This window comes from Streptomyces sp. DI166, from assembly GCF_900091315.1.
In the GTDB taxonomy this organism is placed as follows: Bacteria; Actinomycetota; Actinomycetes; order Streptomycetales; family Streptomycetaceae; genus Streptomyces; species Streptomyces fuscus.
Map to the genome: position 1 here is coordinate 98628 of NZ_FLSP01000002.1, position 17543 is coordinate 116170.

17 protein-coding genes are annotated in these 17543 nt (G+C 72.8%); 7 read left to right on the plus strand and 10 right to left on the minus strand.

Annotated elements, in window-relative coordinates; translation table 11 throughout:
* Positions 1-118: 118 nt before the first annotated feature.
* Genes nirD through GA0115233_RS01610 form a run of 3 tightly spaced genes read right to left on the minus strand, consistent with a single transcriptional unit; the run spans position 119 to position 4367 of the window.
* Complete coding sequence (gene nirD, locus GA0115233_RS01600; RefSeq protein WP_093718197.1) at positions 119-472, minus strand: nitrite reductase small subunit NirD; 354 nt, start codon at positions 470-472, stop codon at positions 119-121.
* Positions 469-3063 (minus strand): nitrite reductase large subunit NirB, encoded by a 2595-nt coding sequence (gene nirB / locus GA0115233_RS01605; RefSeq protein WP_093718198.1) that lies wholly within the window; start codon positions 3061-3063, stop codon positions 469-471. Before nirB ends, nirD begins: the two co-directional genes overlap by 4 nt.
* Complete coding sequence (locus GA0115233_RS01610) at positions 3063-4367, minus strand: NAD(P)/FAD-dependent oxidoreductase (protein ID WP_093718199.1); 1305 nt, start codon at positions 4365-4367, stop codon at positions 3063-3065. Before GA0115233_RS01610 ends, nirB begins: the two co-directional genes overlap by 1 nt.
* Before the next feature lie 211 nt (positions 4368-4578).
* Between GA0115233_RS01610 and GA0115233_RS01615 the strand changes: the two genes are divergently transcribed.
* Positions 4579-5361 carry a sulfite exporter TauE/SafE family protein gene (locus tag GA0115233_RS01615; protein WP_093718200.1) on the plus strand — a complete coding sequence of 261 codons (783 nt, stop codon included), beginning with the start codon at positions 4579-4581 and terminating at the stop codon, positions 5359-5361.
* A 16-nt stretch (positions 5362-5377) separates the two neighbouring features.
* On the opposite strand, the gene GA0115233_RS01620 is transcribed toward GA0115233_RS01615, so the two are convergent.
* Positions 5378-6001 (minus strand): class F sortase, encoded by a 624-nt coding sequence (locus tag GA0115233_RS01620; protein WP_093718201.1) that lies wholly within the window; start codon positions 5999-6001, stop codon positions 5378-5380.
* Between the two features lie 114 nt (positions 6002-6115).
* Complete coding sequence (locus tag GA0115233_RS01625) at positions 6116-6631, minus strand: hypothetical protein (protein ID WP_093718202.1); 516 nt, start codon at positions 6629-6631, stop codon at positions 6116-6118.
* A 256-nt stretch (positions 6632-6887) separates the two neighbouring features.
* Between GA0115233_RS01625 and GA0115233_RS01630 the strand changes: the two genes are divergently transcribed.
* Entirely contained in the window at positions 6888-7472 is a 585-nt protein-coding gene (locus GA0115233_RS01630) for an NADPH-dependent FMN reductase (RefSeq protein ID WP_093718203.1), read from the plus strand.
* A 4-nt stretch (positions 7473-7476) separates the two neighbouring features.
* Here GA0115233_RS01630 and GA0115233_RS01635 read toward each other — a convergent pair whose 3' ends face one another.
* On the minus strand, positions 7477-7890 hold the full coding sequence (locus GA0115233_RS01635) for a winged helix-turn-helix transcriptional regulator (RefSeq protein WP_093718204.1): 414 nt from the start codon (positions 7888-7890) through the stop codon (positions 7477-7479).
* A gap of 80 nt (positions 7891-7970) precedes the next feature.
* Between GA0115233_RS01635 and GA0115233_RS01640 the strand changes: the two genes are divergently transcribed.
* The gene (locus GA0115233_RS01640) at positions 7971-8843 is read left to right on the plus strand and encodes an NmrA family NAD(P)-binding protein (RefSeq protein WP_093718205.1); all 873 of its coding nucleotides are present in this window, start codon (positions 7971-7973) and stop codon (positions 8841-8843) included.
* Positions 8844-9062: 219 nt separating this feature from the next.
* Here the strand turns inward: GA0115233_RS01640 and GA0115233_RS01645 are convergent, their stop codons facing one another.
* Positions 9063-9983 carry an aminoglycoside phosphotransferase family protein gene (locus GA0115233_RS01645; protein ID WP_093718206.1) on the minus strand — a complete coding sequence of 307 codons (921 nt, stop codon included), beginning with the start codon at positions 9981-9983 and terminating at the stop codon, positions 9063-9065.
* Between the two features lie 77 nt (positions 9984-10060).
* Complete coding sequence (locus tag GA0115233_RS01650; RefSeq protein WP_093718207.1) at positions 10061-11674, minus strand: M4 family metallopeptidase; 1614 nt, start codon at positions 11672-11674, stop codon at positions 10061-10063.
* 170 nt (positions 11675-11844) lie between these two features.
* Between GA0115233_RS01650 and GA0115233_RS01655 the strand changes: the two genes are divergently transcribed.
* Positions 11845-12264, plus strand: coding sequence for a gamma-glutamylcyclotransferase family protein (locus tag GA0115233_RS01655; protein ID WP_093718208.1), 420 nt, complete (start codon positions 11845-11847; stop codon positions 12262-12264).
* On the opposite strand, the gene GA0115233_RS01660 is transcribed toward GA0115233_RS01655, so the two are convergent.
* Positions 12265-14352, minus strand: a complete 2088-nt coding sequence (locus tag GA0115233_RS01660; protein ID WP_093718209.1) for a molybdopterin oxidoreductase family protein — start codon at positions 14350-14352, stop codon at positions 12265-12267.
* A gap of 131 nt (positions 14353-14483) precedes the next feature.
* Positions 14484-15161 (minus strand): SanA/YdcF family protein, encoded by a 678-nt coding sequence (locus GA0115233_RS01665; RefSeq protein ID WP_093718210.1) that lies wholly within the window; start codon positions 15159-15161, stop codon positions 14484-14486.
* Positions 15162-15334: 173 nt separating this feature from the next.
* Between GA0115233_RS01665 and GA0115233_RS41585 the strand changes: the two genes are divergently transcribed.
* From GA0115233_RS41585 to GA0115233_RS01675, 3 genes are read left to right on the plus strand one after another with little or no spacing between them, the layout of a single operon-like run.
* Positions 15335-15517, plus strand: coding sequence for a hypothetical protein (locus GA0115233_RS41585; RefSeq protein ID WP_255310017.1), 183 nt, complete (start codon positions 15335-15337; stop codon positions 15515-15517).
* Positions 15484-16185 (plus strand): sirohydrochlorin chelatase, encoded by a 702-nt coding sequence (locus GA0115233_RS01670; protein ID WP_255310018.1) that lies wholly within the window; start codon positions 15484-15486, stop codon positions 16183-16185. The genes GA0115233_RS41585 and GA0115233_RS01670 overlap by 34 nt, the downstream gene beginning before the upstream one ends.
* A gap of 28 nt (positions 16186-16213) precedes the next feature.
* Positions 16214-17494 carry a deoxyguanosinetriphosphate triphosphohydrolase gene (locus GA0115233_RS01675; RefSeq protein ID WP_093718211.1) on the plus strand — a complete coding sequence of 427 codons (1281 nt, stop codon included), beginning with the start codon at positions 16214-16216 and terminating at the stop codon, positions 17492-17494.
* The last annotated feature ends 49 nt before the right edge of the window (positions 17495-17543 follow it).

Consider the following 17543-nt stretch of genomic DNA (forward strand, 5'->3'; position numbering starts at 1 on the left):
CGCAGGCCGGGGCCGGTGGTGCGGGGCGCCGCGCGCGCCGTGGCGTAGCCGGGACCGTGACGTCGGCGGGCATGCCGAGGGCCCGGCCGAACGAGGTCGGCCGGGCCCGGTGCCGTACTCAGGCCGCGCGCACGGTGTACGCCCGCACCCGTACCGTTTCGTCGTCCAGGCACTGTCCCGTGGCGAGGTCGAACCGCTGCTTCAGCAGCGGCGAGGCCACGAACGGGCGGCCCTGGAGGCTGCCGGTCAGGCCGCGGGAGAGCACCCCGGCCCCGGTGAACGGGTCCCGGTTGTCGATGGCGTACAGCTCTCCGGCGCGGTCCCGGAACAGCGCCACCTGGCGGCCGTCGGGCAGCAGGGCCGCCACGCCGCGCCCGGGGAGCAGCCGGCTCAGGTCGCACACGGTGAACCACTCGTCGTCGCCGACTTGGAGTTGGACCTTGAGGTCGGTTGTCTCGGGGGCCAGGGTCATCGCTGGTTGCTCCCTTCCAGGGGACGGACGCCGATGGACAGCAGCGGCAGGTCGGGCTTGATCTGGTCGCGCTCGGGGACGAAGCCGACGACCGGGTCGGGGGTGTCGGGCGCGTTGACGAAGGACACGAACCGGGCCAGCTTCTCGGGGTCGTTGATGGTCTCGGCCCACTCGTCGCGGTAGTGGGCGACATGCGCCGCCATCAGGCTCTCCAACTCCTCGCAGATGCCGAGGGAGTCCTCCACCACCACGTCGCGGACGTGGTCGAGGCCGCCGGGGATCCGCTCCAGCCAGGTCGAGGTGCGCTCCAGGCGGTCGGCGGTGCGGATGTAGAACATCAGGAACCGGTCGATCAGCCGGATCAGTTCGGCGTCGGAGAGGTCCTGCGCGAGCAGGTCCGCGTGGCGCGGGGTGGCGCCGCCGTTGCCGCCGACGTAGAGGTTCCAGCCGTTGGCGGTGGCGATCACGCCGAAGTCCTTGGACTGGGCCTCCGCGCACTCGCGCTGGCAGCCGGAGACCGCCGACTTCAGCTTGTGCGGGGAGCGCAGGCCCCGGTAGCGCAGCTCCAGGTCGATCGCCATGCGGACGGAGTCCTGCACGCCGTAGCGGCACCAGGTCTGGCCGACGCAGGACTTCACCGTGCGCAGCGACTTGCCGTAGGCGTGGCCGGACTCGAAGCCCGCGTCCACCAACCGGGTCCAGATCAGCGGCAGTTGCTCGACCCGCGCGCCGAACATGTCGATCCGCTGACCACCGGTGATCTTGGTGTAGAGGCCGAAGTCGCGGGCGATCTCACCGATCACGATCAGCTTCTCCGGGGTGATCTCACCACCGGGGATGCGCGGCACGACCGAGTACGAGCCGTTCTTCTGCAGGTTCGCCAGGAAGTGGTCGTTGGTGTCCTGCAAGGGTGCCTGGATGTCGTCCAGGACATACGGCTCGGCGCCGATGGCCGGGGCGAGCGAGGCGATGATGGAGGCCACCGCGGGCTTGCAGATCTCGCAGCCGTCGCCGCCCTTGGCGCCGTCGCGGCCGTAACGGTCCAGCAGGTCCTGGTAGGTGTTGATGCGCAGGGCGAGGACGATCTCGTACAGCTCCTCGCGGGTCTGCGAGAAGCAGCCGCACAGGCCCTTGTCGACCTCGACGCCGGACGCCTCCAGCTCGGCGTTGACGAGCTGGCCGAGCACCTTGACGCAACTGCCGCAGCCGGTACCGGCCTTGGTGCACTTCTTCACCTCGGGCACGGTGGTGCACTTGTGCTCGGTGACCGCGCCGCGGATCGTGCCCTTGGTGACGTTGTGGCAGGAGCAGATCACCGCGTCGTCCGGCAGCGCCGACGGGCCGAGCTGCGCCGGGGCGCCCGCGCCGGCGGGTAGCACCAGGGACTCCGGGGAGACCGGCGGGACCGAGCCGGTGAAGGCGCGCAGGGTGCCGTAGGCCTCCGCGTCGCCGACCAGGATGCCGCCGAGCAGCGTGCCGTCGCGGCCGATGACCAGCTTCTTGTACAGGCCCGCGCGGGAGTCGGAGTAGACGACGTCCAGGCAGTCCTCGGTGGTGCCGTGCGCGTCGCCGAAGGAGGCCACGTCCACGCCGAGCAGCTTCAGCTTGGTGGACATGTCGGCGCCGGTGAAGGCGGCCTCGTCGGCGGCGATGGTCGCGGCGGCCGTCTCGGCCTGCTCGTAACCCGGCGCCACCAGGCCGTACACCCGGCCGTCGGCGGCCAGGGCGCACTCGCCGATCGCGAACACGCTCGGGTCGGAGACCGTACGGCACTGCTCGTCCACGGCGATGCCGCCGCGCTCGCCGACCGTCAGACCGCAGTCGCGGGCGATCTGGTCGCGGGGGCGGACACCGGCGCTGAAGACGACCAGGTCGGTGGCGAGTTCGGAGCCGTCGGACAGCTTCATGCCGGTGACGTGGCCCGAGGCGTCGACGACGATCTCCTGCGTGCCCACACCGGTGTGCACGCTCAGGCCCATGTCCTCGATGGTGCGCAGCAGCGCCGCGCCGCCGCCCTCGTCGACCTGCACCGGCATCAGCCGGGGCGCGAACTCCACGATGTGGGAGGTCAGTCCGAGGCCCTTGAGCGCGCCGGCCGCCTCCAGGCCGAGCAGCCCGCCGCCGACCACGGCGCCGGTCGTGGAGTTCTTCGCGTACTCCTCGATCGCGAGCAGGTCCTCGATCGTGCGGTAGACGAAGCAGCCGGTGGCGTCCTTGTTCGGCACGGGCGGCACGAACGGGAAGGAGCCGGTGGCCAGGACGAGGATGTCGTAGTCGAAGACCTGGCCGGACTGCGCGGTGACCTTCTTCGCCTCGCGGTCCACGCTCAGCGCCGGGTCGCCGACGAACAGCTCGATGCCGTGCTTCTCGATGAACTCCATGTCGGTCATCGACAGGTCCTCGGGGGACTTGCCCGAGAAGTAGGAGGTGAGCGCGACGCGGTCGTAGGCGGGGCGCGGCTCCTCGCAGAGCACGACCACGCGGTGCGTGGCGGTCAGGCCGCGCTCGGCGAGTGCCTCCAGGAAGCGCTGGCCGACCATGCCGTGGCCGACGAGCACGATCGTGGGGGTGGCCCCAGGGGTGGCGGTCATCAGGAGCCTCCATCGTTGGTGAGCAGGTGGAGCAGGGGGGTGCCGTCCGCCGGGAGCGGCTCTGCTCCCTCCCAGGCGCGGGCGAGCGCGCCGACGGTGCCGAGTTCGCCCACGAGCACCCCGCCGATCACGCGGTCGTCGCGGACGACGACCTTGCGGTAGGTGCCGCGGGTGGCGTCGGTGAGCTGGACGACGTCGTCGCCCGGGAGCGCCTCCGTCTCGCCGAAGGCGGCGAGGTCGAAGACGGAGTTGCCGTTCAGGGTGAGCCGGGTCAGCGCCCGGGTGCCGGTGTAGCGGGCGGTGCCGTCCCCGGCGAGGAGTTCGGCGAGCGCGTCGGCCTGTTCCAGGGCCGGCGTCGCGAGGCCGTAGAGGGTGCCGTCGTGCTGGGCGCAGTCGCCGACGGCCCGGATGTGCGGGTCGGAGGTGCGCAGCTCGTCGTCGACGAGGACGCCCTTGTGCACGGCGAGCCCGGCGTTCTTGGCGAGACCGACCCTCGGGTGCACCCCGCAGGCCAGCACCACCAGGTCGGCGTCGAGGGCGTAGCCGTCGGCCATCTCCACCGAGCGGACCGCGCCGCCGACGCAGCGCACGTCGCGCACCCGGCACTCGGTGTGCACCTCGACGCCGAGGTCCTTCAGGTGCCGCAGCACCAGCTTGGAGGCGCCCGGGTCGAGCTGGCGCTCCATGAGCCGCTCGGACTGCTGGGCGAGCACCACCTGGGCGCCGCGTACGGCGAGGGCGCGGGCGGCGGAGACCCCGAGCAGCCCGCCGCCGATGACGACCGCGCGCACTCCGGGCCGTACCGCCTTGGACAGGCCCAGGCAGTCGTCCATGGTGCGGAAGGCGTGCACGCCCTCGGGCAGCTCGTGGTCCGGGGTGCTGTGCCCGCCCGGGGGACGACCCCCGGACCCCCGGCCGGAGCGGGCCGGACCGGTGGCGCCTGGCTGCGCAGCACGGTACGTCTCCATGAACAGCCCGCGCAGCGGCGGCAGCACCGGGTTGGAGCCGGTGGCCAGGACCAGCGTGTCGTATGCGATCTCCGAGCCGTCGGCGCAGGCCACGGTGCGCGCCTCGCGGTCGATGCCGGTGACCTGGGTGCGCAGCAGCCCGTCGGGGGTCGGCAGCGCGATCACCTCGGGGGCGTACCGCCCGGCCAGCACTTCGGCGAGCAGCACCCGGTTGTAGGGCCGGTGCTCCTCCTCGCCGATCAGCAGCGCGGGCGTGCCGAGCTCGCCGAGCCGCCGGGCGAGCCGTACGCCCGCGAGGCCGGCGCCGATCACCACCACACGCGTATTCGAGGTCATGCCATTGAGCGTGCGGTGCGGGTGTTACCCGGCAGCATCACGTCTGTTTCACGCGGGGAACTCTGCCCTCAGCGGTGCCGGGGGCCGGGTGTGAGGGTTCCGGGCAGCCGCCCGGGGTGGGCTGTGAGGACTGCGCGCGGCCCGCCCGGAACCTCAGAAAGCCCTCAGGTAGATGGACAGAGCATGTATCCCGTCCCGTAGGGTCGCGATCATGCCCGACATATCCCTGGCCATGATCGTCGTCCTCTGCGTCGCCGCCCTCGCGGCGGGCTGGATCGACGCCGTGGTCGGCGGCGGCGGGCTGCTGCTCCTCCCGGCCCTGCTGCTGGGCCTGCCCGCGAACACCCCGGCCGCCTACGCGCTGGGCACCAACAAGGCGGTGGCGATCGTGGGCACCACGGGCGCGGCGGTGACGTACGCCCGCAAGACCCCGGTCGACGTCCGCCTCGCCGTCCGCATCGGCGTGGCCGCGCTGGCGGGCTCCTCGGGCGGCGCGTTCCTCGCGGCCGGGATGAGCACCGAGGTCCTCAAGCCGGTGATCATGGTGGTGCTGCTGGCGGTCGCGGCCTTCGTCATCCTCCGCCCCGCCTTCGGCACGGCCCCCGCGACCGGCCCGGCCGGTCCCCGGCGCGTCCTCGCCGCGATCGGCCTGGCCGGCCTCGGTATCGGCTTCTACGACGGACTGATCGGCCCCGGCACCGGCACCTTCCTCGTCCTCACCCTCACCGCGGTCCTCCACCTCGACCTGGTGACCGCCTCGGCCACCGCCAAGATCGTCAACTGCTGCACCAACGCGGGCGCCCTGGCCACCTTCGCCTGGCAGGGCACGGTCCTGTGGCAGCTCGCCGCCCTGATGGCCGTCTTCAACCTCGCGGGCGGCACCCTCGGCGCGCACACGGCCCTGAAGAAGGGCAGCGGCTTCGTCCGCATCGTCCTGCTGACGGTGGTGTTCGCCCTGGTGGCGAACATGGCGTACGAGCAGTGGCTGGCCTAGGGCCTGTGGCGCACCGTCAGCGGGCGCCCGTCAGGTGGGCGAAGACGACGACGTTGCCCTGGTACCCGGTGCTCCGTGACCAGCCGCCGCCGCAGGTGATCACCCGCAGTTCGGGGCGGGGGGCGGCGCCGTAGACCTTCTCGTCGGGGAAGTCGTGGGTGTCGTACACCTCGACGGCGTCGACCGTGAAGACGGCCGTGGAGCCGTCGCGCCGGTCCACCTCCACCGTGGCGCCCTTCCTCAGCGCGCCGAGGCGGTAGAAGACGGCGGGGCCGTCGGCGTTGTCGACGTGGCCCGCGACGATCGCGGTGCCCCGCTCGCCGGGCGTGGTGCCGGACTCGTACCAGCCCGCCAGGTCGGCCCGCTCGGCGGGCGGCACGTCCAGGCTGCCGGAGGGGGTCAGGCCGAGGCCCATCAAGGGGGCGCCGACCCGGATCGAGGGGATGCGGATGCGGTCCGGCGGGGAGGGGGGCAGCGCGGGCGCGGCGGACCTGCGGGCGGCGGGATCGGGGTGCGCCTGTGCGGCGCCGGGCTGCGGCGGGGGGTGCGGTGCGGTGCCGTTGTGCAGCAGCCAGACGCCGGAGCAGAGGGCGACCGCGGTGACGGCGGCTATCGCGGTGTTGCCGCGCTTCGCGAACACGCTTCGGCCTCCTGGACGGACGGGCCCTGTTCCCCCTCCGGGCCGCGAGGGGCGTCGGACCCGGAGGGGGAGGGGACATGCGGTACCGGCGGGACGGACAGCGGAGGGTGCCCGTCAGATCCCGTCGCCTCTCGCCCGGCGATGCAGGAGCCAGGTACCGCCCGCGGCGGCGACGGCGAGAGCCGCCACGCCGGCCGCGGTCTGCACGGGGTCGGGGCCGAGCGCGCCACCGACCCCCGTCTTCACACCGCCCCGCGGATGCGTGGGGTGCGCGGTGAGCGTCACCACCAGATCACCGGTCACCTTCCGGCCGCCCCCGGCGCAGGCCGCGGTGATCTCGTACGTCCCCGGGTGCGCGCTCGGCGGCACCCGGAACTGCCCGACGGCGCTCCCGCTGCGGGCGCCCGGAGCCAGCGTGAACGCACCGGCGCCCACCGCGCTGGCATCGCCCGCCGCCGTACCGCCGTCCGCGCAGGCCGACGTGGTGACGGTGACCGGGTCACCCGGTACGACCGAGGAGGGGGAGACCTCCAGACCGCCCGACCCCGCGCTGTACGCCGGGGCGCAGACCAGTCCGGCGGCGGAGACGGCGAGCGCGGTCCCGGTCAGCAGACGGGCGGTCAGGCGCATCGTTGCTCCCTGGTGCAGCGGTGGGTCACTGTCCTTTAGAGGTAGGGGCAGCGGGCCCGCGCCGCTTCCTGAGGGGGCGTCAGAATTGGGGTGAATGGGTGTCAGGCGTACCGGCGCCGCTTGACGTTTCTCCAGGTCACGCCGGGTTCGTACGGGTGCCGGGCAAGTGCGCGGACGGCGGGTGTGAACGGGTGACCCGGACCCGACCCGGACCGCCGCTTGACCTCAACAAAGCTTGAGGTACGAGCCTGACGGCATGACTTCCGCAACGGAACCCCTGACTGTCACCGTCGTCATCGGCAGCAACCGCCACGGCCGGTTCGGCCCGGTCGTCGCCGACTGGCTGCTGGAGCACGTCGAGCGCCGCGAGGGCCTCACGCCCGAGGTCGTGGACGTCGCCGCGCTCGACCTGCCGACCTCCTTCGCCCGTACGGCGCAGGCGGCCGCCGCCCTCGCCGACGTCACCCCGAAACTGGCCCGCGCCGACGCCTTCGTCGTGCTGACACCGGAGTACAACCACTCCTACCCGGCCGGGCTGAAGAACCTGATCGACTGGCACTACGAGGAGTGGCGGGCCAAGCCCGTCGCCCTGGTCTCCTACGGCGGAATGGCGGGCGGTCTGCGCGCCGCGGAACACCTGCGGCAGGTCTTCGCCGAACTCCACGCCGTCACCGTCCGCGACACGGTCTCCTTCCACAACGCGGGCGCCGCCTTCGACGACTCCGGCCGCCTGAAGGACCCGACGGCGCCGGACGCGGCGGCGAAGACGATGCTGGACCAGCTGGAGTGGTGGGGGAGGGCGCTCCGGGAGGCCAAGGAGCGCAGGCCGTACGCCGCTTGAGAGGTCAGGCGGTACCCACGCTCCCGTCCCAGCGCGCCCGCGCCTCGGCGATGGCGGATTTGTTCTCCCGGGACCAGTCGGCCAGCGCCGAGATCATGACTGACAGGCTCCGGCCCATCGGGGTGAGCCGGTACTCGACCTGGGGCGGGAGCGTGGGGTGCACGATGCGCTCGGTGAGCCCGTCGCGGCACAGCCGTTTGGTGGTGAGGGACAGCATGCGCTGCGAGATACCGGGGATCGCGCGCTCCAACTCCCCGTAACGGCGGCTGCCCTTGGCGAGCTCGACGACGACCAGCACGGTCCACCGGTCGCCGAGCCGGTCCAGCACATCCCGGATTCCGCAGTCGTCGTCACCACAGGGCCCGAGCGGGGTACCGCCGTTGACCTGGGAACCTACCGCGGTGTTAGGGCCTGACACGAAAGTGCCTCCTTACGGGACCGCCGAACTCGACGGATGCTCGGTGCTGTTCATGACCGTCCAACGCATGGAGCACCCGAATGATTCTCGTGACCGGAGTGTCCGGAGCCCTCGGCGGCCTGGTGTACCGGGGCCTGTCGGAACTGGAGGACTTGGAGGTGGTCCCGGGCACCCGCACCGCCGACGGCGGCACGGCCCGCCGCATCGACTTCGACGACCCGGAGAGTCTGCGGGCGGGGTTCGCCGGGGTGGACGTCCTGGTGATGATCTCCGCCGGATACGCCGAGGACGACGTGGTCCTGACCCGCCACGGAGCGGTGGCCGAAGCGGCGGCGGAGGCGGGAATCCGCCACGTGATCTACACAAGCCTGGCGGCGTCGGGCGAGCGCACGACCCTCGCCGTCCCGCACCGCTGGACGGAGTCCCGCCTGACCCGGTCCCCCTTCACCACCACCGTCCTCCGCAACGGCCTCTACGCCGAACTCCTGGGCGCCCTCTCCTCCCAGGCCGCCGCCGAGGCCGCCGAAACCGGCGTCTTCTCGGCGGCCTACGGAACGGGCCGCATGTCGGTCGTGGCGAGACAGGACCTGGCGGACGTCACGGTGCGCGTGGCCGCGGAATCGGACCGCGCCCTGACGGCCGGCACCCCCGGCCCCCACGCGGGCCGCACCTACGAACTGGAGGGAGTCACAGCCCTGGGCGGCGCGGACATAGCCGACCTCCTGACCAAGCACCACGGCACCCCGATCACGTACCACCCCGCACCCCTGAGCAGCACCCGAGCCACCCTGCTGACCCACCCCCTGGAGCCCTACCAGATCACCCACACCCTGTCCCTGCTCTCCAACACAGCAGCGGGCTTCCTGGAGTCCACCCACACCGACCTCCCCGGACTCCTGGACACAGCCCCGCGCCCGGTGCACGACCTGGTGGTCCCCGGAGCAGCCGACTAGGGCCTGTCGTTTGGATCATCCTGGCGTCGCGGGGTCTGGCACGCGCATCTGCCGCGTTGTCGTCGGTCGCCGACGCTCCGCGTCGACTCCCTCCTCCGCCTTGCAGCTGCACGCTCCCCCACGCTCGAACAACCTCGCGCGGGGGCACCCCCATCGCCCCCGCTCGGCTCAGTCACGACGGACCGTCGATCAGAGCCAGGCTGATCCAAACGAAAGGCCCTAGCCGCACTCCGCCAGCACTTCGGCGACGGCACGCCGCCCGACACCGGCCAGCACCGGGTTCATCCCGTTGCCGAAGACCTCGCCGTAGTAGTGCTCGGCCGACAGGCCGAAGCGCAGGGCCCAGCCGCGGCCTCGCTCCCAGGTCGCGTCGTCGACCTCGGCGGCGGCGCGGAACACCTCCCGCGTGTCGGCGGTGAACACGGTCCACGCGGCCATCAGATCCGCCGCCGGATCCCCGACACCGAGACACCCGAAGTCGATGACGGCGGTCAGTTGCCCGTCGGCGGTGAGCAGATTGCCCGGCAGCAGATCACCGTGCAGCCAGACCGGCTCGCGGCCCCAGTCGGGCAGCCGCAGAGTCCGCTCCCATACGTCGGTCGCGAGTGCCGGGTCGATGGTCCCGTCGGACCCGAGATCCCGGATCGCGGCCCGTATGGAGCCGTCCTCGCGTCCGGGAGGGCCGCCCCGGTAGGAGGGCGGCGCGCCCTGGGCGTCGAGGCGACGCAGCGCGGCGACAAACCGCCCCAACTGCTCTGCGGCCAGGGTGTTGTGCCGGAGGGGAGCATCGACGGCGTTGTCACCCTCCCGCCACTCGTACACGCCCCAGCTCAGCCCGTACCCCGTCCCCGGCGCGCCCACCGCCACCGGCACCGGCACGGACAACGGCAACCGGGGCGCCAGCACGGGCAGCCACCGGTGCTCCCGCTGGATCTGCCCCGCCCCGTCGGCGAGCCGGGGCAGCCGTACGACGAGAGCGTCCCCCAGCCGGTACATGGCGTTGTCCGTCCCGGCGGACCGCACCGGCCGCACCGGCAGCGAGGCCCACTCGGGGAACTGCTCGGCGACCAGTCGCTCCACCAGTTCGGTGTCGATGTCGAGCTCGTCGGGGCGCATCCGGGACGGCGGCGGGGTCGGCATGTTCCTCCAAAGGGGTAGGGCGGCACCGGAGCCTAATCACGTCCCTGCCGCCCGGTGCCACCGCATTTCCCGCGCGCTCAGCCCACGTTGACCGCCTCCCAAGCCGCCCCCACCGCCGCGTACTCCGGACTTCCCGCGCCGTAGAGGTCCTTCGCGGCGTTCAGGGTTGCCGTGCGGGCGCCTGCGTAGTTCGTGGAGGACGTCATGTAGACCGTGAGGGCGCGGTACCAGATCGCGCCCAGCTTGGTGCGGCCGATGCCGGTTACCGAAGAGCCGTCGCAGGTGGGGGAGTTGGGGTCGCTGCCCTCGGCGAGGAGGTAGGCGAAGTGGTTGCCGACTCCGGAGGAGTAGTGGACGTCCAGGGAAGCGGTCCTGGAGGTCCAGCAGTCCGCCGAACTGCCGTCCTTGGAGGGCTTGTCCAGGTAGCGGAGCGCGTCGCGGCCGAAGGCGTCGCGGACGATCTTCTCGCCGATCATGTAGTCCCCGGGGTCCGAAGGGTTACCCGCGTGGAACTCCACCAGCGTGCCGAAGATGTCCGAGGTCGCCTCGTTCAGGCCCCCGGACTCGCCCGAGTACGTCAGGGCCGCCGTCTTCGAGGTCACGCCGTGGGTCATCTCGTGGCCCGCCACGTCCAGTGAGACCAGCGGGCCGAAGGTCGTCCCGTCACCGTCGCCGTACGTCATGCAGAAGCAACTGTCGTCCCAGAAGGCGTTGTTGTACCGCGTCCCGTAGTGCACCCGGTTGAAGGAGCCCTTCCCGTCGCCCGCGATGCCGGTGCGGCCGTGGACCTCCTTGAAGTAGTCCCAGGTCATGTCGGTGCCGTACTGCGCGTCCACGGCGGCGCCCGTGTCCCAGTGGTTGTCGGCGTCCGTGAAGACCGTCGCCGGGGCGCGGGTGATGCAGATCGTCACCAGGAGGCACAGGTCCGTCCGGTGCGCCGCGTCGCCCGTGTACGTGCCGCCGCGGGCGGGGTCCTTCAGCTCGTACACCGAGCCCGACTTCGTCGTGTTCAGCGGCACCGTCCCGCTGTACAGCGACTTCCCGTCCCCGCCCACCGTCTCCAGCGTGTCCCAGGCGTCGATCTGCGCCCCGGTGCGCGCGTCCGTCAGTACGGTCCGGCCGACCGGGTTGCCCCGCCCGTCGCGGGCCACCGCCTCCGTGCGCCAGGCCAGCCTCGGCCCGCCGTGCAGGGCGTCCACCACCAGCCGGGGTTTCGCGGTGAGTTGGCGCAGCGCCTCGCCGAGGTTGGCGGCGCGCAGGGCGTTCAGGGCGAGGTCGGTGGCGCGGGTGGCGGGGAGGGCGGGGGTGATGCCCCCGGCGGGGGCCACGGAGCCCCCAGCGGCCCGGGTCGCGCTGCGGTAGGTGCCGTCCTTCGCCAGGTGGACCACGAAGTCACCGCCCAGCACCGGGAGTTGGCGGTACGTACGGTCGTAGCGCACATGCTGGGTGCCGTCCGCGTCCACGATCACGTCCCGGACCTTCGTCTCCTGCGCGGAGGTCAGGTCCAGCTCGGCGGCGCGGTCGGCCAGCGCCCCGGCCGCGTTCTCGATCGCCTCCGCCCGCGTCGGCCGGTGCGCACCGGCCGCTCCCGCGCTCGGTGTGAGCGTCGCGGCCAGCAGCCCGGCGGCGGTGGCGGCCACTCCTGCGGTGGCGAGACGGGTACCTCGGACGTACGGCCGTATCCGGCTCATGGATCTCCTCGGGAGGGGCGCGCCTGGGGACGGGGGACGGGGGCGGTGTGATCTCGGCCCGCGGTCCTGTCCTGCGATCTTGTCCTGCGATTTAAGGGGCCATGACAGCTCGGTGGCCATAGCGGTCCCGTGGAGATGTGTGAGAGGACAGAATCGTTTCTGTGAGTTCCGTGACCAGCGATCCCCTGCCGTTCTTCGTCTACGGCACCCTGCGCCCCGGCCAGTCCAACCACGCCGCCTTCCTGCACGGCCGCGTCCTCACCGAGGAACCGGCGGTCCTCCCCGACGCCCTGCTCTACGACGGCCCCGGCTACCCCTACGTCGTGGAGGAACCGGGTCCGAGCGTGCACGGCGAGCTGGTCACCGCCCGCCCGGACGAGTACGGCGCCCTGCTCGCCGTACTGGACCGGCTGGAGGAGTACCGGCCGGGCGACCCGCGCAATCTCTACGAACGCGTCGAGCGGGATGTCGTCCTCTGCGGCGCACGCCGGGTGCGCGCCTGGGTCTACGTCGCCGCCCCGCGTATCGCCGCCCGCCTGCGCAAGGAGGGCAGGCTCATCGAGGGCGGCGACTGGCGGGCCCGCCGCTGATCAGCCGCGCACCGCCTCCACGCGCACCGCGCAGGACTTGAACTCCGGCATCCGCGAGGTCGGGTCGAGCGCCGGGTTGGTCAGGGTGTTGGCGCGGCCCTCGCCCGGCCAGTGGAAGGGCATGAAGACCGTGTCGGGGCGGATCGCCGTGGTGATCCGCGCCGGGGCCACCGCCCGGCCCCGCCGGGAGACCACCGCGACCGGATCGCCCTCGGCCGCCCCGAGCCGTGCCGCGAGCCGCGGGTGCAGTTCCACGAACGGGCCCGGCGCGGCGGCGTTCAGCTCGTCCACCCGGCGGGTCTGGGCGCCCGACTGGTACTGGGAGACCACCCGTCCCGTGGTCAGCAGCACCGGGTACTCCTCGTCCGGCTCCTCGGCCGTCGCCCGGTGCGCGACCGGTACGAACCGGGCCCGCCCGTCCGGCGTCGCGAACCGGTCGTGGAACAGGCGCGGCGTTCCGGGGTGCTCCGGGTCGGCGCCCTCCGCCGGGCACGGCCAGAACACCCCGTTCTCCTCCGCGAGACGGCGGTAGGTGATCCCGGAGTAGTCGGCGGCGCCGCCCGCGCTGGCCCGGCGCAGCTCCTCGAAGACCTCCTCCGGGTCGGTCGGGAAGCCCTTCTCCACGCCCAGCCGGTCGGCGAGTTCGTGCATGACCTCCAGGTCGCTGCGCACTCCCGAGGGCGGGGTGATCGCCCGGCGGCGCAGCAGCACCCTGCCCTCCAGGTTCGTCGTCGTGCCCGTCTCCTCCGCCCACTGCGTCACCGGCAGCACCACGTCCGCCAGTGCCGCCGTCTCCGAGAGGACCACGTCGCACACGGCCAGGAAGTCCAGGGACCGCAGCCGCTGTTCGATGTGCGCGGCGCGCGGCGCCGACACCACCGGGTTGGAGCCCATCAGCAGCAGCGACCTGATGTCGGTGCCGAGGGCGTCCAGCAGCTCGTAGGCGCTGCGCCCGGGGCCCGGCAGCGAGCCGGGGTCCACGCCCCACACCTCGGCCACGTGCCGCCGCGCCTCGGGGTCGTCCAGCTTGCGGTAGCCGGGGAGCTGGTCGGCCTTCTGCCCGTGCTCGCGCCCGCCCTGGCCGTTGCCCTGCCCGGTCAGGCAGCCGTAGCCGGAGTGGGGGCGGCCCGGACGGCCGGTGGCCAGGCACAGGTTGATCCAGGCGCCCACGGTGTCGGTGCCCTTGGACTGCTGCTCGGGGCCGCGCGCGGTGAGCACCATCGCCGACTCCGGCTCGCAGAACATCCGTACCGCCTCGCGCAGTTCCGGCACCGAGACGCCGGTGATCCGCTCGACGTACTCCGGCCAGTGGGCCAGCGCCTCCGCGCGGGCCTCCTCCCAGCCGGTGGTGCGCTCGCGGATGTACTCCTCGTCCGTGCGCCCCTCGGCGACGACCAGGTGCAGCATGCCGAGCGCGAGCGCGAGGTCGGTGCCGGGGCGGGGCGCGAGGTGCAGGTCGGCCTGCTCGGCGGTCCTGGTGCGGCGCGGGTCGATGACGATCAGGGTGCCGCCGTTCTCGCGCAGCTCGTTGAAGAAGCGCAGCGAGGGCGGCATGGTCTCCGCGAGGTTGGAGCCGACGAGGATCACACAGCCCGACTTCGGGATGTCCTCCAGCGGGAAGGGCAGCCCCCGGTCGAGCCCGAACGCCTTCATCCCGGCCGCCGCGGCCGACGACATGCAGAAGCGGCCGTTGTAGTCGATCTGGGAGGTGCCGAGCACCACCCGCGCGAACTTGCCGAGCGTGTACGCCTTCTCGTTGGTCAGACCGCCGCCGCCGAAGACCCCGACCGCGTCCGGGCCGTGCTCCGCCCGCACGCGGCTCAGCTCCCCGGCGATCCGGTCCAGCGCCTCCGCCCAGGTGGCGGGCGCCAGCTCACCGTCCTCGGAGCGGATCAAAGGCGAGGTCAGGCGGACGCTCGACGAAAGGACCGCCGGAGCCGTACGCCCCTTGCCGCACAGCGCGCCCCGGTTCACCGGGAAGTCCGCCCGCTCGCCGACCTCGACCGTCCCGTCGGGGGAGGGCGTCAGATTCATCCCGCACTGCAGGGCGCAGTACGGGCAGTGCGTGGGCGTGGCGGTGTTCTCCATGCTCACCAGCGTGCTTCGTCCGTGTTACACGCCGATGCGGCTGATTGTTACGCCGAGCGCACGGCGACCTCCCCGCCGCCGTCGGGCGCCGGTGAGGGACTGTTCACCGCCCGGCGCCGGTGAGGGACCGTTCACCGGGCGCTCGCCAGCGCCTCCGCCACGCCCGTCTCCCGCGGCCCGAGGAAGTGCGGGTCCGGGCGGAACACGACGTCCAGCGCCGCCTTGCCGGCGGCGAGGATCTCCCGGGTGCCCCCGTAGTACCAGGTCGCGTCGTGCCGGTCGTCCACGCCGACGCCGTACGAGTCGACCCCCGCCGCCTCGCACAGGGCGACCGCGCGCCGGATGTGGAAGCCCTGGCTGATCAGGACCGCCTCGTCGACGCCGAAGATCTTCTTCGCGCGCACGCAGGAGTCCCAGGTGTCGAAGCCCGCGTAGTCACTGACGATCCGCGCGTCGGGCACCCCGTGCCGGGTCAGATAGGTGCGCATCGCGTCCGGCTCGTCGTAGTCCTCGCGGCTGTTGTCCCCGGTGACCAGGACGACCTCCACCCGCCCGGCGCGGTACAGCTCGGCCGCCGCGTCCAGCCGGTGCGCGAGGTACGGCGAGGGCTCGCCCTGCCACAGACCCGCGCCGAAGACCACGGCCACGTCGGTGCGGGGAGCGCCTTCGAGGGTGCGCAGCCGGTCACCGGTGGACAGGCGCAGCCAGGTCGAGGGCAGCAGCGCCAGCACGCACACGGCCATCAGCGACTGGACCGCCCGGCGCCGGCCGGTACGGGTGCGGGGGAGGCGCGGGAGGCGGATCCTCATGCCCCCTAGGACGCCCGGACAGCGGCCCGGGTTGCGTGACAGGGATCACTCCGCGCCGAGAAACCACAGGTCAACGACGCTCACAGCCCTTGCCGTCCGGATGGTGAACTCACGGAAAAGACCCGTGACGCCCGCGCAACGGGGCGGCAACCTCCGGCCCCCACCATCGGTTCATGACGGCGTCGAAACCACGTCCCGACGAGTCCACGTCCCTCGACAGTACGGCGCATCTCATGAACCGGATCAGCAGCCAGCTCGCCAGCCAGCTCCGCCTCGTCTCGCTCGACGGACGGCGCCGCCCCACCCGCCCCCGCTGGTGGTCGTGGCCCACGGCAGCCGCGACCCGCGCGCGCTGAGCACGGTGCGGTCCCTCCTGGACCGGGTCCGCGCCCTGCGCCCCGGGCTCCCGGTCCACCTGGGCCATATCGAACTGAACGCCCCGCTCCTCCCGGACACCCTTGCCGCCCTCGCCGGCGAGGAGGCCGTCCTGGTCCCGCTGCTGCTCAGCCGCGGCTACCACGTGAAGCGGGACATCCCGGAGATGGCCGCCGAGTCGGGCGTACGGGCAAGGGTGGCGAAGGCGCTGGGCCCGCACCCCTTCCTGGTGGAGGCCCTGCAGGACCGGCTGGCGGAGGCGGGCTGGGCCGAGCGGCCCGGCACCGCGGTGGTCCTGGCCGCGGCAGGCTCCCGCGACCCCGAGTCCAAGGCGGACACGGCCCGCACGGCGGCCCTGCTGTCCCAGCGCCTGGGCGTGGAGGTCGTCCCCGCCTACGCCACCACGGCCGCCCCCACGGTCCGCGCGGCCCTGACCCAGCTGACCGCACGCGGCCACGAGCGCATCGCCGTCGCCTCCTACTTCACGGCCCCCGGCCGCTTCGCCACGGAATGCGCGGCCGAGGCCCCCTGGATCACCTCGGCCCCCCTGGGCGCCCACCCCGCCATGGCCCGGCTCCTCCTCCACCGCTACGACCAGTCCCTGAAGCTGCCGGCCACTGGCCAGGAAGCGGTACTGGCGTCGGCGTAAGAGCGCATCGTGCGCTTACTGTCGACGCATGGCGCACGAGAACCACATCCCGCCCGCGGGGTATGACACACCGTCAGTGGAACGCTGGTCCAAGGAGCCGGACAAGCGGCCGGGAAGGACCGCCTTCCAACGGGACCGGGCCCGGGTCCTGCACTCCTCCGCCCTGCGCAGGCTCGCCGGGAAGACGCAGGTCGTCACGCCCGGCACGTACAGCCAGGCCTGGGACGCCAGTCCCCGGACCAGGCTCACCCACTCCCTGGAGTGCGCCCAGGTGGGCCGGGAACTGGGCGCCGCCCTCGGCTGCGACCCCGACCTGGTGGAGGCCGCCTGCCTCTCCCACGACCTCGGGCACCCCCCGTTCGGGCACAACGGCGAACAGGCGCTCAACGAGTTCGCCAAGGACGTCGGCGGATTCGAGGGCAACGCGCAGTCGCTGAGACTGCTCACCCGTATCGAGCCCAAGCGGTTCACCGCCGACGGCTCCGTCGGGCTCAACCTCACCCGGGCCACCCTCGACGCGGCCACCAAGTACCCCTGGCCGCGCGGCGCCCACCCCAGCGACCCCGCCTCCCCGAAGTTCGGTGTCTACGAGGACGACCGGCCCGTCTTCGACTGGGTCCGCCGGGGCGCACCCGGCACCCGCGCCACCTTCGAGGCGCAGGTCATGGACTGGTCCGACGACGTGGCTTACTCCGTGCACGATGTCGAGGACGGACTGCACGCCGGGCACATCGACCCCAACGTCCTGCACGCCGACCCCGAACGCCAGGAGGTCTTCGCGGTCGCCGTCGGCCGCTACGTGCCCGAGGACACCGACCCCGCCGAACTCGCCGCCGCCCTCGACCGGCTCCTGGACGAGCCCTGGTGGCCGCACGGCTACGACGGCACCGCCGTCGCCCAGGCCCGGCTGAAGGACGCCACCAGCCAGCTCATCGGCCGCTTCTGCCTGGCCGCCGAGACCGCCACCCGCGCCGCCTACGGCACCGGCCGCCTCACCCGCTACGGCGCCGAACTCGTCGTACCGCGCGAGACGCGGCTGGAGTGCGCCGTACTGAAGGCCGTCGCCGACCGGTACGTCATGCAGCGCGCCGAACAGGAGCGGCTGCGCGCCGACCAGCGCGTCGTCGTCGCCGAACTCGCCGAGGCGCTCACCGCGCGGGCGCCGGACGGGCTGGACCCGCAGTTCCGGGCGCTGTTCGACGCCGCCCCCGACGACCGGGCGCGCAAGCGGGTGATCGTGGACCAGATCGCGTCCCTCACCGACGCCTCGGCCCGTTCGCTTCATGTACGCCTTACGGGGCACCCGTGACAGTCGTGTACGCCTTCGCGGGGGCACCGGTGACCGTCGTGTACGCCTG

Coding starts and splice junctions, on each gene's coding strand:
- GA0115233_RS01640 (WP_093718205.1), top strand. CDS start 7,971: ATGATTCTCGTGACCGGAGTGTCCGGAGCCCTCGGCGGCCTGGTGTAC.
- nirD (WP_093718197.1), bottom strand. CDS start 472: ATGACCCTGGCCCCCGAGACAACCGACCTCAAGGTCCAACTCCAAGTC.
- GA0115233_RS01625 (WP_093718202.1), bottom strand. CDS start 6,631: ATGCGCCTGACCGCCCGTCTGCTGACCGGGACCGCGCTCGCCGTCTCC.
- GA0115233_RS01650 (WP_093718207.1), bottom strand. CDS start 11,674: ATGAGCCGGATACGGCCGTACGTCCGAGGTACCCGTCTCGCCACCGCA.
- GA0115233_RS01630 (WP_093718203.1), top strand. CDS start 6,888: ATGACTTCCGCAACGGAACCCCTGACTGTCACCGTCGTCATCGGCAGC.
- GA0115233_RS01615 (WP_093718200.1), top strand. CDS start 4,579: ATGCCCGACATATCCCTGGCCATGATCGTCGTCCTCTGCGTCGCCGCC.
- nirB (WP_093718198.1), bottom strand. CDS start 3,063: ATGACCGCCACCCCTGGGGCCACCCCCACGATCGTGCTCGTCGGCCAC.
- GA0115233_RS01645 (WP_093718206.1), bottom strand. CDS start 9,983: ATGCCGACCCCGCCGCCGTCCCGGATGCGCCCCGACGAGCTCGACATC.
- GA0115233_RS01665 (WP_093718210.1), bottom strand. CDS start 15,161: ATGAGGATCCGCCTCCCGCGCCTCCCCCGCACCCGTACCGGCCGGCGC.
- GA0115233_RS01660 (WP_093718209.1), bottom strand. CDS start 14,352: ATGGAGAACACCGCCACGCCCACGCACTGCCCGTACTGCGCCCTGCAG.
- GA0115233_RS01675 (WP_093718211.1), top strand. CDS start 16,214: ATGGCGCACGAGAACCACATCCCGCCCGCGGGGTATGACACACCGTCA.
- GA0115233_RS41585 (WP_255310017.1), top strand. CDS start 15,335: ATGACGGCGTCGAAACCACGTCCCGACGAGTCCACGTCCCTCGACAGT.
- GA0115233_RS01610 (WP_093718199.1), bottom strand. CDS start 4,367: ATGACCTCGAATACGCGTGTGGTGGTGATCGGCGCCGGCCTCGCGGGC.